16 protein-coding genes are annotated in these 14,909 nt (G+C 68.5%); 11 read left to right on the forward strand and 5 right to left on the reverse strand.

Translation table 11 applies throughout. From position 1 onward, the window contains the following. Positions 1-10: 10 nt before the first annotated feature. Complete coding sequence (locus ESP70_RS17095) at positions 11-904, forward strand: LysR family transcriptional regulator (RefSeq protein WP_149690499.1); 894 nt, start codon at positions 11-13, stop codon at positions 902-904. A 211-nt stretch (positions 905-1,115) separates the two neighbouring features. Here the strand turns inward: ESP70_RS17095 and ESP70_RS17100 are convergent, their stop codons facing one another. Continuing rightward, the gene (locus ESP70_RS17100) at positions 1,116-1,466 is read right to left on the reverse strand and encodes a DUF3817 domain-containing protein (protein WP_149690500.1); all 351 of its coding nucleotides are present in this window, start codon (positions 1,464-1,466) and stop codon (positions 1,116-1,118) included. 55 nt (positions 1,467-1,521) lie between these two features. On the opposite strand from ESP70_RS17100, the gene ESP70_RS17105 reads away from it, so the two are divergent. Beyond that, the gene (locus tag ESP70_RS17105; protein ID WP_149690501.1) at positions 1,522-2,166 is read left to right on the forward strand and encodes an ACT domain-containing protein; all 645 of its coding nucleotides are present in this window, start codon (positions 1,522-1,524) and stop codon (positions 2,164-2,166) included. A 121-nt stretch (positions 2,167-2,287) separates the two neighbouring features. Here the strand turns inward: ESP70_RS17105 and ESP70_RS17110 are convergent, their stop codons facing one another. Together ESP70_RS17110 and ESP70_RS17115 are read right to left on the reverse strand one after the other, a co-directional pair. Further along, positions 2,288-3,169, reverse strand: a complete 882-nt coding sequence (locus tag ESP70_RS17110; RefSeq protein WP_149690502.1) for an SDR family oxidoreductase — start codon at positions 3,167-3,169, stop codon at positions 2,288-2,290. 54 nt (positions 3,170-3,223) lie between these two features. Next, complete coding sequence (locus tag ESP70_RS17115) at positions 3,224-3,592, reverse strand: DUF4180 domain-containing protein (RefSeq protein WP_149690503.1); 369 nt, start codon at positions 3,590-3,592, stop codon at positions 3,224-3,226. Between the two features lie 44 nt (positions 3,593-3,636). Between ESP70_RS17115 and ESP70_RS17120 the strand changes: the two genes are divergently transcribed. After that, positions 3,637-4,542, forward strand: a complete 906-nt coding sequence (locus ESP70_RS17120) for a 1,4-dihydroxy-2-naphthoyl-CoA synthase (protein WP_149690504.1) — start codon at positions 3,637-3,639, stop codon at positions 4,540-4,542. Between the two features lie 21 nt (positions 4,543-4,563). On the opposite strand, the gene ESP70_RS17125 is transcribed toward ESP70_RS17120, so the two are convergent. Then, positions 4,564-6,057: a hypothetical protein gene (locus tag ESP70_RS17125; RefSeq protein WP_149690505.1), complete on the reverse strand. Its 1,494-nt coding sequence runs from the start codon at positions 6,055-6,057 to the stop codon at positions 4,564-4,566. A gap of 215 nt (positions 6,058-6,272) precedes the next feature. Between ESP70_RS17125 and ESP70_RS17130 the strand changes: the two genes are divergently transcribed. Genes ESP70_RS17130 through pntB form a run of 3 tightly spaced genes read left to right on the forward strand, consistent with a single transcriptional unit; the run spans position 6,273 to position 9,981 of the window. Continuing rightward, positions 6,273-6,968: a VC0807 family protein gene (locus tag ESP70_RS17130; protein WP_188110678.1), complete on the forward strand. Its 696-nt coding sequence runs from the start codon at positions 6,273-6,275 to the stop codon at positions 6,966-6,968. A gap of 55 nt (positions 6,969-7,023) precedes the next feature. Further along, positions 7,024-8,589, forward strand: coding sequence for a Re/Si-specific NAD(P)(+) transhydrogenase subunit alpha (locus ESP70_RS17135; protein WP_149690507.1), 1,566 nt, complete (start codon positions 7,024-7,026; stop codon positions 8,587-8,589). 6 nt (positions 8,590-8,595) lie between these two features. Beyond that, positions 8,596-9,981 (forward strand): Re/Si-specific NAD(P)(+) transhydrogenase subunit beta, encoded by a 1,386-nt coding sequence (pntB, locus tag ESP70_RS17140; RefSeq protein ID WP_149690508.1) that lies wholly within the window; start codon positions 8,596-8,598, stop codon positions 9,979-9,981. Positions 9,982-10,361: 380 nt separating this feature from the next. Here the strand turns inward: pntB and upp are convergent, their stop codons facing one another. Continuing rightward, positions 10,362-11,003 carry a uracil phosphoribosyltransferase gene (gene upp / locus ESP70_RS17145; protein ID WP_149690509.1) on the reverse strand — a complete coding sequence of 214 codons (642 nt, stop codon included), beginning with the start codon at positions 11,001-11,003 and terminating at the stop codon, positions 10,362-10,364. 73 nt (positions 11,004-11,076) lie between these two features. Between upp and ESP70_RS17150 the strand changes: the two genes are divergently transcribed. From ESP70_RS17150 to ESP70_RS17170, 5 genes are all read left to right on the forward strand, one after another. Further along, entirely contained in the window at positions 11,077-11,544 is a 468-nt protein-coding gene (locus ESP70_RS17150; RefSeq protein ID WP_149690510.1) for a tRNA adenosine deaminase-associated protein, read from the forward strand. Between the two features lie 14 nt (positions 11,545-11,558). Continuing rightward, entirely contained in the window at positions 11,559-11,996 is a 438-nt protein-coding gene (locus ESP70_RS17155; protein ID WP_149690802.1) for a nucleoside deaminase, read from the forward strand. After that, positions 11,993-13,072: a GNAT family N-acetyltransferase gene (locus ESP70_RS17160; RefSeq protein WP_149690511.1), complete on the forward strand. Its 1,080-nt coding sequence runs from the start codon at positions 11,993-11,995 to the stop codon at positions 13,070-13,072. Before ESP70_RS17155 ends, ESP70_RS17160 begins: the two co-directional genes overlap by 4 nt. An 85-nt stretch (positions 13,073-13,157) precedes the next feature. Beyond that, positions 13,158-14,306, forward strand: coding sequence for an LLM class flavin-dependent oxidoreductase (locus ESP70_RS17165; protein WP_149690803.1), 1,149 nt, complete (start codon positions 13,158-13,160; stop codon positions 14,304-14,306). Continuing rightward, entirely contained in the window at positions 14,303-14,902 is a 600-nt protein-coding gene (locus ESP70_RS17170; protein WP_149690512.1) for an FMN reductase, read from the forward strand. Before ESP70_RS17165 ends, ESP70_RS17170 begins: the two co-directional genes overlap by 4 nt. Positions 14,903-14,909 lie beyond the last annotated feature (7 nt).

Below are 14,909 nucleotides of genomic sequence, written 5' to 3' on the forward strand. Positions count from 1 at the left end.
CTCTCAAGGCATGGAGCTACGCACGCTTGGCTATTTCGTCGCGGTCGCCGAGTCCGGCACGGTCAGCGCGGCCGCCGACGCGGTGCACGTGACCCAGCCGGCGATCTCTCGGCAGATCCGGCAGCTCGAGAACGAGCTGGGCGTCGAGCTGTTCGTGCGGTCCTCCGGTCGGCTGCAGCTCAGCGCCGCCGGGCGGCAGTTCCTGCCGCACGCGCAGGACGTCCTGCGCCGCGCCGACGGCGCACGCAACGCCGCGAGGTCATACGCCGCGGGGCGGCTCGAGCGCATCACGATCGCCGCGCCGACCACGACGTTGACCGACGTCATCGCGCCGTTCCTGGCGACGCTGGGCCCCGACGACCCGATGCCGACGGTCATCGAGTCGGATCCCCGCGAGGCGTACGACGCGTTGCGGCACGGCGCTGACCTGGCGATCGCGACCGAGCCGCCGCCGGCCCGGCTCGCGAGCGCGGCGCTCGCGGTGCTGCCGGTCTGGGCGTACGTACGGGCGGACCACCGGTGGCACGACCAGGGCTCGGTACGCCTCAAGGAGCTCGCGACCGAGACGGTGCTGGCCCTGACACCGGCGTTCAAGCCGCGGCAGATCCTCGATCGGGCGCTGGAGCGGGCGCGGGTGTCAGCGCCGTCGGTCGTGGACTGCAGCAACCCTCAGGTCGCGCAGGCGCTGGCTGCCGCGGGCCGGGGCGCCGCGGTGGTGTCGGACGATCCCCGTTTCGGGCTGCACCCGCTGGAGATCGTCGGGCGGGACGGGCCGCTGCGGATCGAGCTGTTCGCGGCGTGGGAGCCGGGCCACCATGCGGCGGCGACGCTCGACGAGCTGGCGGCCCGGCTGCGGGAGTTCTGCGTCGAGCGCTACGGCGCGGACGTCGCACCGACGGGCTGATCCGCCTTGCGGACTCCCGCAAGGTTTCCCGCAACGCGGTGACGAAGCCTTGAGCGCGAGCTAGTTTCGAATCACGGGAGATGCAGGAGGACGGGTTCCCCTCGTCAGGGCCGCCCCTTCGGCTGATCCGCAGTAGCGTCGCGTGCAACGCTGCGTGTTTGTGTGCGACGTGGTGCCCCCGGGTCCGAGCCCGGGGGCACCCTCGCGTCCGCTACGGAGCCGACGTCGCTCCGACGGGCTCAGGCTTGCTGAGCAGTCCCTTGCCGTCGGCGACCTTCTCGAACCAGTAGGTGCAGAACGGCGGGATGCTGGAGCCGAGGGCGAGCAGCGTCGTGTTGCGGTTCCACTTGAAGACGTACGCCGAGATCAGGCTGACGACGACGTACACGAGGAAGATGCCACCGTGGATCGGGCCGGCGACGGGCACGCCGCCTTCGTGGAGGCCGAACGGCTCGGACTTGAGGATCCACTTGCAGAACATCGCGGCGAGCAGCAGGGCCCACGAGAAGGCTTCGGCGATCGCAACGGTGCGGAAGATGGTGCGGACGGTTGAGGGATTCACGCCACCACGCTACCCGCGTAACGCCAAGGCAATGTGGGCCAGTGACAATGGTCATATGGCCTTCCTGCTGCGCGTCGAGCTGCCCGATGTGCCCGGTTCGCTGGGTGCGCTCGCCACGGCTCTCGGTGGCGCCGGGGCCGACATCGAGGCGATCGAGATCGTCGAGCGACGTCCCGACGGGCGGGTCGTGGACGACGTGCTGCTCGAGCTGCCGGCGCGGGTCATGCCCGACGCGCTGATCACGGCGTGCCATCAGCTCGAGGGTGTCAAGGTCGACTGGATCTCCCGCTACAACGCCGGCGCCAACCTGAGCATGGACCTCGAGGCGGTCGAGCGGTTCACCGAGGACCCGACCAAGGCGATCGACAACCTCGTCGAGGTCATCCCGTCGACATTCCGCACGGACTGGGCGATGGCCCTGCACCGCGTCGACGGTGAGGCGGCGATCATGGCCAAGTCGTCGACGGCCCCCAAGCTCGTCGCCGAGGCGTCGGGATGGCTCGGCATCCGCAAGTCCAAGGTGCTGCGCGAGGTCCCCGAGTGGGACTCGACGGTGCTCGCGGCCTCGCCCGCTCGCGATCGTCGGGGCGACGGCTTCGTCGTCGTCGTGGGGCGGCACGGCGGTCCGGAGTTCCTGGCGTCAGAGCTCGCCCGCCTCGGCCACATGGTCTCGCTCGCCGCGTCAGTCCAGAGCCGCTGACGGTTTACCAAGAGGTCAGGGCAAACTTCACCCCACACGGCAAGCCGCCACTCCGCAGGGTGCGCGCGCCTTGGTGAGTGGCGGTTTGCCTTGACCTCTTGGTAAACCGCCACACCCGGGATCAGTCCTTCGGCTTGGTCTCCGGCACGTGGGAGTGGTGGAAGCGGCCGAGCGCGTCGACCTCCTTCTCCATCTGCGGGACGGTCTTGCGGGCCAGCCGCTTGAGCACGGGCCACGCCAGCGGCGAGTTAGTCAGCGCCTTGGTCCAGTTGGCGAGCAGCACGCCCTTGGGCACGTACACCCGGCTCTTGCGCTTGGCGAAGCCCTGCAGGATCAGCTCGACGCACTCCTCGACGCTGGTCGTGCTGTTGGCGGGGTAGGGCAGCTTCTTGCGGATCGCGCGGAACGACGGCAGGTCGTGCTCGGCGTTGCGCACGATGTCGGTGTCGATCCACGACGGGTGGCAGATGCCGACGCCGATGCCGAGGTGCGCAACCTCCTGCTTGTACGCCAGGGCGAGTGACTCGGCGCCGGCCTTGCTGGCGTTGTACGACGCGAGGCCCGCGAGCGCGGTGAACGAGGCGAGCGACGCCACCACGAGGGCATACCCGTTGGTCGCCGCGAGGTGCGGCGTCGAGTGCTTCAGGGTGCGGAACACGCCGTTGATGTTGATGTCGACGACGCGCTCGAACGCGGCGTCGTCGATCTGGCGCACGGTGCCGTACGACGCGATGCCGGCGTTGGCGAGCACGAAGTCGATGCGGCCGAAGTGCGCGGCTGCTGCGTCGACCGCAGTGGCGACGGCGGCGGAGTCGCGTACGTCGGCCTCCCACCACGCAGCGGCGTCGCCGAGCTCGTCGGACAGCTCGGTCAGGAGCTCGGGCTCGAGGCCCACGAGAGCGACCTGGCCACCGCGCTCGACGAATCCGCGCGCCACACCGGCGCCGATGCCGCGTGCAGCGCCGGTGACGAGGGCGACCTTGCCGGTGAAATTGTCAGTCATCAGATCAACATACCGTCGGTATCTGGAATAAGCCACTCTCGATGTCACATACGTTCAAGGACGCAGGCGTTGCTCCAGCGCGTCGAGGCTCGGCTCGAACCAGAGCTGGCTGCCGCGGTTGGACTCGGCGACCCACGCGCTGAGCGAGACGCTCTCGGCGACGCGGGCGGAGATGTCGCCGACGATCGCGAGGCGCAGGCGGTAGTTGACGTACTTCTGCGCGACCTCGCCGGCGAACCCGGTCCGCAGCTCGAAGAAGTCGTCGGTCAGGCGTACGACCGGGATCACGACGAGCTCGGCCTCGCCCCACGCCGCATCGCCGATCATCTCGGTGGCCGCCTCGATGGTGTCGAGGGGTGCCCCATCGGCGGACAGGACGAGCGCGGGTGTCCCGTGGATCGTGGTCAGCTCGCGGTCCGTCATGGCACGACGATATCGACGGCGACGCGCGCGATACCCTCGCCGTCATGACCGTCTCCGAGATCTTCGACCCCAGCGCCTGGCGCGACGTGCCCGGCTTCGAGCAGCTCGAGGACATCACCTACCACCGCGCCGTCGACCACGGAACGGTACGCATCGCGTTCGACCGCCCGGAGGTGCGCAACGCGTTCCGGCCCGGCACTGTCGATGAGCTCCTGACGGTGCTGGAGCATGCCCGCCAGTCCTCCGACGTCGGCTGCGTGCTGCTGACCGGCAACGGCCCGTCGCCCAAGGACGGCGGCTGGGCGTTCTGCTCCGGCGGTGACCAGCGCATCCGCGGCAAAGCCGGCTACCAGTACGCCGAGGGTGACTCGGCCGAGACGGTCGACCGGGCCAAGCTCGCGCGCCTGCACATCCTCGAGGTGCAGCGGCTGATCCGCTTCATGCCCAAGATCGTCATCGCCGTGGTGCCCGGCTGGGCTGCCGGCGGTGGGCACAGCCTGCACGTCGTCGCGGACCTCACGCTCGCCTCGGCGGAGCACGCGAAGTTCAAGCAGACTGACGCCGACGTCGGCTCGTTCGACGGCGGCTACGGCTCGGCGTACCTCGCGCGTCAGGTCGGCCAGAAGTTCGCCCGCGAGATCTTCCTGCTCGGTGACGAGTACTCCGCAGCCGACGCGCACCGCATGGGCATGGTCAACAAGGTCGTCCCGCACGCCGAGCTCGAGGCCGAGGCGCTCGACTGGGGCCGCAAGATCAACGCGAAGTCGCCGACGGCGCAACGGATGCTGAAGTACTCCTTCAACCTGATCGACGACGGCCTCGTCGGGCAGCAGGTGCTGCTCGGCGAGACGACCCGGTTGGCCTACATGACGGACGAGGCCCAGGAGGGCCGAGACGCGTTCCTCGAGAAGCGCGACCCCGACTTCACGCCGTATCCCTGGTACTACTGAGCGCCATCCCGGCCGACTGAGTCAGCCCGCGGCGCGGCACTCCGCGGCGTACCCCTGGACCTGCCGTACGACCTCAGGGTCGTCCGCCCCGAACTTTGGATTGCTCAGGTCGGCGATCGAGAACTCCTTGATGAGCCGGTCCGCGAAGCAGCGGGCGACGTGGGGAGAGGCGCCGGCCTTGACGACGCTGGCACCGGCGTAGCCGCGGGTTGCCACGAGCTGGAGTGCCTTCTCGGACGCGTCGTTCGTCAGCTTGGCCTTCTTGCCGGGATCGCACGACTCGAAGCGGGCTCGCGCGCCGTCGTGGGAGATCGTCGCCGAAGATCCTGGCGCAGCAGTGATCCAGTCGTCGAACGCCGCCGCCAACCGGGTCGCACCTGCGGCGGACCTCATCTGGTAGTCCACGCGGGCGCACAGGACGCCCTTGCGCTTGAAGCCGAGGTACGCGTCGCCGTTCCACGAGTCCGCGACGGCCAGCGCCTCCCGCAAGGGGATCCGCTCAGCCACCATCAGATAGGTGACGAGGGCACCGACCTGGCCGGAGTCGAACTTCTTCTCGCCGTCCTCGGCCTTCGGGATCTTCACGTCGGTGCCGTCGCCCAGGTCGCCGAGGGCCTTGAGTGGATCGAGCAGGACCGAGTCGTCGGGTGGCGGGTCCTCGAACAGCTCGTCGATCTCGTCGTTGCCGCCGGACGCGACGGCCTCGGTGACCGCTTGGCCGAGCGCGTACGGCGAGCTGATCAACGTCACGACGACCTTGGGTACGCCCTTGAGGCCCTCGGTGGCCTTGTCCGAGTCGCCCTTCTCCGCCTTCTCGAGCGCGGCGCGGTCCTCCTTGCTCAACGTCGCTCGGTAGAGATCGGCCACGCGTTCTGCATCGCCCTCCACGATGGCCTTGAAGGCATCACCCTCGGTGCTGGGTTCGCCGTCGGACGACTTCTTGCCGAGCTTCTTGCTGCGGCTGGAGATGTCGAATCGCTGGTCCTGGAGCGCGTGGGTGAGCTCGTGCACCAAGGTGGCGCGCGAGGCCAGGGCGAGCGTCTTGCCACGGACCGTGATGCTCTTGTCGTCGAACGAGTAGTAGGCGAGCGTGCCGGACCCGCGGGCGTCGTTGAACGCCTTGAACAGGTCGACGTCGCCCGAGATCAAGCCGAACGCGCGGAACAGCGACGTCGTCTCCTGGATCTCCCGGCGATCGTCCTTGTCGAGCTCCTTCTCGTCGGTCCGTACGGTCTTCTCGAACGCCTTGTCGTCGAGGAACCGCACGTTGACGGGGTGCTTGAACGTCAGCCCGCGCTGCTCCTCGACGATGTCGACGTATGGCTTGATGCGTGAGTCCCACTCCTTCGGGTACGACGTGTCGTCGTCGCGCAGCACGACGAACGCACCAGCCCCGGCGCCCGCGACCAGCACGACGAGCGCGATGACCGGCACGAGCCAGCGGCGTCGCCTCGGCGACGGTGCCGGGGGAATCGGCGGCAGCCCGAGCGAGCGCGCAGACATGTCGTCACTCATCCCGCGACCGTACCCGCCGCCTGCTCGGGCTGCGGGCGTTTTCCTCGATCGATCGGAGGAGGTTCGTCGCCCAACGGGCGGGCGTGGCGGAAGGGCGTATCGTGAAAGAGCCGAGGGTTTGTCGTACGTAGGTTTCTTTGCTCCGTCGTTTTCGGTGGACGTCACTATCTGGCCGCATGGCCGGGGGCGGGCCGAACATGTCGGCTGTTCAAGAAGTGGTGCTCGATCGAGAGCTCGCCGAGCCACCGGCGATGCCGTGCATCAGCGCGATCGTCGGGCGCGTGGCGGTGAGCCTGTCGACCGCTGTCGTCGGCCCGGCCGTCCTGTTCGCAGCGGTCGTGGTGCTCGTGAACGTCCCCACCGCGATGATCGTCGCGCTGGCCTGGGTGGTCGGGGCCATCTCGTGGCGCGGCGCAACGGGACGAGCCGTCTCGGGACTTCTCGTCCTGACACTCGTGATCATGACGGTCAAGACCACGATCACGTTCGCGACGGGCAACACCTTCCTCTACTTCGTGCAGCCGGTCCTGGTCGATGCCGTGGTCGCCGCCGTCTTCCTCAGCTCGTTGCGCACGGACCGGCCGTTCGTCGCACGCCTTGCGCCGGACTTCTGCCCCATGGACGCCGCCCTCTCCGCGCGGCCGGGGATCTGCCGGCTGTTCCGAGGACTCACCCTCATGTGGGGACTGGTCATCCTGGTCAAGGGCGGCGTGACGCTGTGGCTGTTGCTCTCGCTGTCGACCGTTGACTTCATCCTGGTCAAGAGCGGCACGATCCTGACGCTGACGATGGTGACCACCGCCGTCACCATCGCGTGGTCGGTCATCGTCTGTCGCAAGGAGGGCCTGCTCGGGGTGCCGAGGCCCGACAAGTCCGGGTTGGCACCGGTGCTGAGCTCCGCCATTCAGTGAGACGCGAGTCTCACCGGGTGGTCGGGGTGGGTTACGAACAGATAACGTTCGCCGAATGAGCGACGGACAGCAAGAGAGCCCGCCGGCTGCGGTGATCGGTGTCGTTGCCGAGTCGAGTCCAGGTGAGAACCGGGTCGCCGCGACGCCCGCGACCGTACGTCAGCTGGTCGACCTCGGCTATGTCGTGGCGGTCGAGCCCGGCGCGGGTGAGAAGGCGAGCTTCACCGACGAGGCGTACGCGGAGGCCGGTGCGGTGATCGCCCCCGCCGCCGACGTGTGGCGCAGCGGTGTGGTGTTCAAGGTCAACGCACCCTCGCCCGAGGAGATCGGCAAGCTCGCCGACGGTGCGACGCTGATCAGCATCATCAGTCCCGCCCTCAACCCCGACCTCGTCGAGGCGCTGGCTCAGCGCCCGATCACGGTGCTGGCGATGGACGCCGTGCCCCGCATCTCCCGCGCGCAGTCGATGGACGTGCTGAGCTCGATGGCCAACATCGCGGGCTACCGCGCGGTGATCGAGGCGGCGCACGTGTTCGGCCGGTTCTTCACCGGGCAGATCACCGCGGCGGGCAAGGTCCCGCCGGCCAAGGTCCTGGTCGCCGGTGTCGGCGTTGCCGGCCTGGCCGCGATCGGCACCGCGAACAGCATGGGCGCGATCGTCCGTGCGACGGACCCGCGGGCCGAGGTCGCCGACCAGGTCGCGTCGCTCGGTGGCGAGTACCTGCCGGTCGACGTCGAGACCGAGCAGAGCACCGACGGATACGCCAAGGCGACGTCGGAGGACTACGACCGGCGCGCCGCTGAGATCTATTCGGAGCAGGCCGCCGACGTCGACATCATCATCACGACCGCGCTGATCCCGGGCCGTGCGGCGCCGGTGCTGATCACCGCGGCGGACGTCGCGAGCATGAAGGCCGGCAGCGTCATCGTCGACATGGCCGCGTCCAACGGCGGCAACGTCGAGGGCTCGGTCGCCGGCGAGGCGATCGTCACCGACAACGGCGTCACGATCATCGGTTACACCGACCTGGCCGGCCGGCTCCCGACGCAGGCGTCGCAGCTCTACGGCACCAACCTGGTCAACCTGATGAAGCTGCTGACCCCCGGCAAGGACGGTCAGCTGGTCCTGGACCTCGAGGACGTCGTGCAGCGCACCATCACGGTCGTACGCGATCGGGAGACGCTGTGGCCACCACCACCGGTGCAGGTCTCGGCCGCGCCGGCTGCGGCAGTCGACAAGCCCAAGGCCGAGCCCAAGCCCGAGAAGCAGCCGATGTCGGCGACTCGCAAGCTGACGTTGATCGGCATCGGCGTGCTCGCCCTGTTCCTCGTCAACGCGTACGCGCCCGAGCCGCTGCCGGAGCACTTCACGGTCCTGGTCCTGGCGATCGTGATCGGCTACTACGTCATCGGCAAGGTGCACCACGCGCTGCACACTCCGTTGATGTCGGTGACCAACGCGATCTCCGGCATCATCGTCGTCGGCGCGATGCAGCAGGTCGCCGCCGATGACGGCGTGATCCGTACGCTCTCGTTCATCGCGATCCTGCTCGCCAGCATCAACGTCTTCGGCGGCTTCGCCGTGACCCGACGCATGCTCAGCATGTTCTCGAAAGGCTGATCCCGGATGACTTCGCAAAGCGTCGCCACCGCGGCATACCTCGTCGCGGCATTGCTGTTCATCCTCAGCCTCGCCGGACTCTCCAAGCACGAGTCGTCCCGCCAGGGCGTGCTCTACGGCATCGTCGGCATGGCGATCGCGCTCGTCGCGACGTTCATCGTCGTGGCCGACGTCTCGGACGCCACCGGCATCGTCCTGCTGCTGGTCGCGGTCGCGATCGGCGCGGCGATCGGCCTGTGGCGCGCCCGCGTCGTCGAGATGACCGGCATGCCCGAGCTGATCGCGCTGCTGCACTCGTTCGTGGGTCTCGCCGCCGTGCTCGTCGGCTGGAACGGCCACCTCGAGGACAACCACCTCACCGGTTCGCTGGAGGACATCCACAACGCCGAGGTGTTTGTCGGCGTCTTCATCGGCGCGGTGACGTTCACCGGCTCGATCGTCGCGTTCCTCAAGCTGTCGGCCCGCATCAAGTCGGCGCCGCTGATGCTGCCGGGCAAGAACTACCTCAACATCGGCGCCCTGGTGGCGTTCGCCGCCCTGACGATCTGGTTCGTCATCACCCCCAACCTCGCCCTGCTGATCGCGGTCACCGTCGTCGCGCTGGCGCTGGGCTGGCACCTCGTCGCGTCGATCGGCGGCGGCGACATGCCGGTCGTGGTGTCGATGCTCAACTCGTACTCGGGCTGGGCCGCAGCGGCGTCGGGCTTCCTGCTCAACAACAACGCGCTGATCGTCACCGGCGCGCTCGTCGGGTCCTCGGGTGCCTACCTGTCCTACATCATGTGCCAGGCGATGAACCGTTCGTTCATCTCCGTCATCGCCGGCGGCTTCGGCATGGAGGCCTCGGTGGCCGATGACACCGACTACGGCGACTACCGCGAGATCAACGCCGCCGACACCGCGGAGCTGCTCAAGAACGCCTCGTCGGTGATCATCACGCCCGGCTACGGCATGGCCGTCGCGCAGGCGCAGTATCCCGTCGCCGACCTGGTCAAGAAGCTCCGCGAGCGCGACATCGAGGTGCGCTTCGGCATCCACCCCGTCGCGGGTCGCCTGCCGGGCCACATGAACGTGCTGCTCGCCGAGGCCAAGGTCCCGTACGACATCGCCTTGGAGATGGACGAGATCAACGACGACTTCGACGGCACGTCGGTCGTGCTTGTCATCGGCGCCAATGACACGGTCAACCCGGCCGCGACCGAGGACCCCTCCAGCCCGATCGCCGGCATGCCGGTGCTGCGGGTCTGGGAGGCCGACAACGTCGTGGTGTTCAAGCGGTCGATGGCTGCGGGCTACGCCGGCGTGCAGAACCCGCTGTTCTTCCGCGACAACGCCCAGATGCTCTTCGGCGACGCCAAGGAACGGGTCGAGGACATCCTCCGCGAGCTCTGAGCCGGCGTGACGCCTGCAGGCGCCATTCGTTGTTGATGTCGACCGATCCTTTGGAGGACCGATGGACAAGCCTGAGTACGACCGGCCGGACGACAAGGAATCAGCGGGCAGCAAGGCCGTCGTGTTCCTCGTCCTGGCGATCGTCGTCGTCGCGATCTTCTACTTCGGCATCTACCGCTAAGGTCACCGCTGGTTGAGGTGCGCGTACAGACTCAGCACCTCGCCGGTCGAGTAGCCGGCCGAGCTCTGCGAGCAGGCGTATCGAGACCAAGTGTGACGAGATGCTCGCGTTTTCGAGGCATCTCTCGGGGTCTCGACACAGCTGGCGGCTTCGCCGCGCTCCACTCGACCTGTCGTGGTCGTTCGGGCCCTGAACGCCCTCAGCCCACGACGCCGTAGAGACGGTCGCCCGCGTCGCCCAGGCCCGGGACGATGTAGCCGAGGTCGTTGAGCTTCTCGTCGAGCCCGGCCGTCACCAACGCCACCGGCACGTCGATCGTGGCGAGCTCGGACTCGAGGCGGGCGATGCCCTCGGGTGCTGCGAGCAGCGTGATCGCCGTGATGTGGTCGGCGCCGCGCTGGACCAGGAAGTCGATCGCCGCGGCGAGCGTGCCGCCGGTCGCGAGCATCGGGTCGAGCACGTAGCACTGGCGACCCGTCAGGTCGTCCGGGAGCCGTTCGGCGTACGTGACGGCCTCGAGCGTCTCCTCGTTGCGGACCATGCCGAGGAACCCGACCTCGGCCGTCGGCAGCAGTCGCTGCATGCCTTCGAGCATGCCCAGGCCGGCGCGGAGGATCGGCACGACGAGCGGCGGCGGGTCCGACAGGCGTACGCCCCGGGCCACGGCCACGGGGGTCGTGACGTCGACTGCCTCGACGCGCACGTCGCGGGTGGCCTCGTAGGCCAGCAGCGTCACGAGCTCGTCGGCGAGCCGCCGGAAGGTCGGTGAGTCGGTCCGTTCGTCGCGAAGCACCGTCAGCTTGTGCGAGATCAACGGGTGGTCGGCGACGTGTACCTGCATGTCAGCAGACTAGCGGTGCGTACGGGACGTCTGTCACCATCGCAGTGGAGCCCGTCCGACAGGAGGTGCGCACATGGCTGAAGACGACGTCGACTTCGCTGTCGCCGCCTATCGGGACGAGGGCGAGTGGCAGGTGGTCGAGCTCAAGCGGAGCCTCGGCGAGGACGTCGAGGAGCTCAGCCTCGCCCTCGCGCGATTCCCCTCCGATGTCGGCGTGCTGGGTCTGGTGTCGATGAGCGACGACTTCTCCGTGATCCTGCGCCGCTCGGGCACCCAGGTGCGGGCGATGCTGTCGGACATCACGGCGGTGACGGACTGGCCGCTCGCCGTCGGCGTCGCCGACCTGCTCGACCTGCCGAACCCCGACGACGAGGACGAACCGCAGGCCGGCGGCGACCTCGAGCTCCTGAGCGACCTCGGCATGCCGGCGATGGACCTGGGCGTGCTGTGCGACGACGACGACCTCTATCCCGACGACATCCTGCGCGATGTCGCCGACCGGCTCGGGTTCGGCGATGCCTTCGAGGCCGTCATCGGGTGACGTACGAACACGAGATGGCGGAGGCGCTGCTCCTCGCCGAGTCGGCGCTCGCCGACGATGACGTGCCCGTCGGTGCGATCGTCCTGGATGCGACCGGCACGATCATCGGCCGGGGGCGCAACACCCGCGAGCGTGACGGCGATCCGATGGGGCACGCCGAGATCGTCGCGATCCGTGAAGCCGCAGCCGCGCGCGGCGGGTGGCGGCTCGAGGGCTGCACGCTCGTCGTGACCCTCGAGCCCTGCACGATGTGCGCGGGCGCGATGGTGTCGGCCCGTCTTGAAAGACTGGTGTTCGGCGCGTTCGACGACAAGGCCGGAGCGGTGGGCTCGCTCTGGGACGTCGTGCGCGATCGCCGGCTCAACCATCGCCCGCAGGTCGTCAGCGGGGTGCTCGCCGAGCAGTCCACGGCGATGCTCCAGAGGTTCTTCGCCAGTCACCGGAAGGAATGAACACCATCAGCTTCACGATCGAGGAGATCCAGGTCCCGGAGACGATCGAGGGCGCAGGGTGGGAGGTGTTCGAGGAGTACGTGACGGTGCGCGACGCGGTCGAGTCCCACACGATGGGCACCGACCTGCTGGAGCTGCCACTGGCCGACGTCTGGTCGGAGTACCGCGACAACCCGCACCGCACCCGACGGCACTTCGCGGTCTGGCAGGACGGCGGGATCATCGGGCGCGGCATCGTCACGTTGCGACCGCACCAGCCCGAGATCGGTTCGCACCTGATGGCCGACATCCTGCCCGAGCATCGCCGCCAGGGCATCGGCAACGCCCTGTTCGAGGTCGTCGAGCGGGTCGCGATCGAAGCCGGAGCCCCGGTCCTCAAGGTCGTCCTGCCGCACACCACCACGGCCGGCGGCGAGCGAGTCGCGCCGCCGACAGGTTTCGGTGACCTCTCGGCCGACGACGACGGCGTGCGGTTCCTGATCTCCCACGGCTACGCGCTCGAGCAGATCAGCCGCATCAGCCTGCTGGAGACCGCTGGCCTGGCCGAGCGCCTGGACCCGTTGCGCGAGGCGTCAGCCAAGGCTGCAGGCGACGACTATCGGGTGGTCACCTGGACCGGCCTCACGCCTGAGCGCTGGACCCGCGACCTCGCCGAGCTGCGCACGCGCATGAGCACCGACGCCCCGTCCGCCGGACTGGTGATGACGGTCGACGAGTGGGACGTCGAGCGGGTCCGCGAGCACGACGCCCGGATCGCGGAGAGCGGCCGCACGATCCTGACCTCGGCTGCGGAGCACGTGGCGTCCGGGTCACTCGTCGCGTTCTCCGAGCTCGTTCTGTCAGACGGCAAGCCGCTCGCCACCCAGGAGGACACGCTGGTGCTGCGCGACCACCGTGGTCACCGGCTCGGCATGCTGGTCAAGATCGCGGCGGCCGACCTGCTGCTCGAGCAGGCGCCGGAGCGCGAGGCGATCGTCACGTGGAACGCCGAGGAGAACCGGCCCATGCTCGACGTCAACGAGGCGCTGGGGTTCCGTGCGATCGGCTACGAGGGTGGCTGGCAGAAGCGGGTGTGAGCGGGGAATAGCGACTGTGCTAATCTAGTTGAACATTCAACAAGTCCATGGAACGGTCTTGGCGAAGGAGAAGCAGATGACCAGCATGCAGTTCGGACTCTTCACGGTCGGTGATGTCACCCCCGACCCCGTGAACAAGACGATCCAGACCGAGCACGAGCGCATCAAGAACACGATCACGATCGCCAAGAAGGCCGAGGAGATCGGCCTCGACGTGTTCGCGACTGGCGAGCACCACAACCCGCCGTTCGTGCCGTCATCGCCGACGACCACGCTGGCCTACATCGCCGCGCAGACCGAGAAGCTGATCCTCTCGACGTCGACGACGCTGATCACGACCAACGACCCGGTCAAGCTCGCCGAGGACTACGCGACGCTGCAGCATCTCTCTGACGGCCGCATGGACCTCATGCTGGGCCGCGGCAACACCGCACCGGTCTACCCCTGGTTCGGCTACGACGGCAGCAAGGCCGTCGAGCTGACGATCGAGCACTACCAGCTGCTGCGCCGGCTGTGGGACGAGGAGGTCGTCGACTGGGAGGGCCAGTTCCGTACGCCGCTGCAGGGCTTCACCGCGACGCCGCGGCCGCTCGACGGGGTGCCGCCGTTCGTGTGGCACGGCAGCATCCGTACGCCCGAGGTCGCCGAGCTGGCCGCGTTCTACGGCGACGGCTACTTCGCCAACAACATCTTCTGGCCCAAGGAGCACTACATCCGGCTGATCAACTTCTACCGGCAGCGCTACCAGCACTACGGCCACGGCGAGCCGGAGCAGGCGATCGTCGGGCTCGGCGGCCAGTTCTTCATCCGCAAGAACAGCCAGGACGCCGTACGCGAGTTCCGTCCCTACTTCGACAACGCACCGGTCTACGGTCACGGTCCGTCGCTCGAGGACTTCACCGCGCAGACCCCGTTGACGGTGGGGAGCCCGCAGGAGTTCGTGGAGAAGACGCTGACGTTTGCCGACTACTTCGGTGACTACCAGCGCCAGCTGTTCCTCGTGGACCACGCCGGGCTGCCGCTCAAGATCGTCCTCGAGCAGCTCGACCTGCTCGGCGAGGTGCTGCCGACCCTGCGCGCCGAGTTCGACGCGCGCAGGCCGGCGAACGTACCGGATGCTCCGACGCACGCGGCTCGGGTCGCGGCCCGGAATGCAGCGGCGTCCTCGCTGGTTGAGCCTGTCGAGACCACCGACGGCTCGCTCGTTGAGCCTGTCGAAAGGATGAACGCATGACCAGGATCGTGGCGATCTCAGCCGGGCTGAGCGACCCGTCGACGACGCGCATGCTCGCGGACCGGCTGGTCGAGTCCGTCGAGCGGCAGTCCGGCGACGTGTCCGTCGAGGTCGTGTCGCTGCGCGAGCTGGCGCACGAGATCACCGACGCCACGCTGACCGGGTTCGCGTCGCCGAGGCTGCAGGACGCGATCGACAAGGTCGTCGCGGCCGACGGGTTGATCGCGGTCACGCCGATCTTCAAGGCGTCCTATCCCGGGCTGTTCAAGTCGTTCGTCGACGTGCTCGAGGCCGACGCGCTGATCGGCAAGCCCGTGCTGCTCGCCGCGAGCGGCGGCACCGCCCGTCACTCGCTGGCGATCGACCACGCACTGCGGCCGCTGTTCGCCTATCTGCAGGCGCTGATCGTGCCGACTGGCGTGTTCGCCTCGCCCTACGACTGGGGCACGGACGGGACCAACGCGCTGGGCCAGCGCATCGACCGCGCCGCCGGCGAGCTGGTGAGCCTGCTCAAGGGCGCCGGCACCGGTCGCGGCCCGTCAGACGACATCGACCTGTTCAGCGACACGTTCCTGTCGATCTCCCAGCCTCACTGAGCCCCCG

Origin of the sequence: Aeromicrobium ginsengisoli (genome assembly GCF_004134905.2) — a bacterium.
Taxonomy (GTDB): Bacteria; Actinomycetota; Actinomycetes; order Propionibacteriales; family Nocardioidaceae; genus Aeromicrobium; species Aeromicrobium ginsengisoli.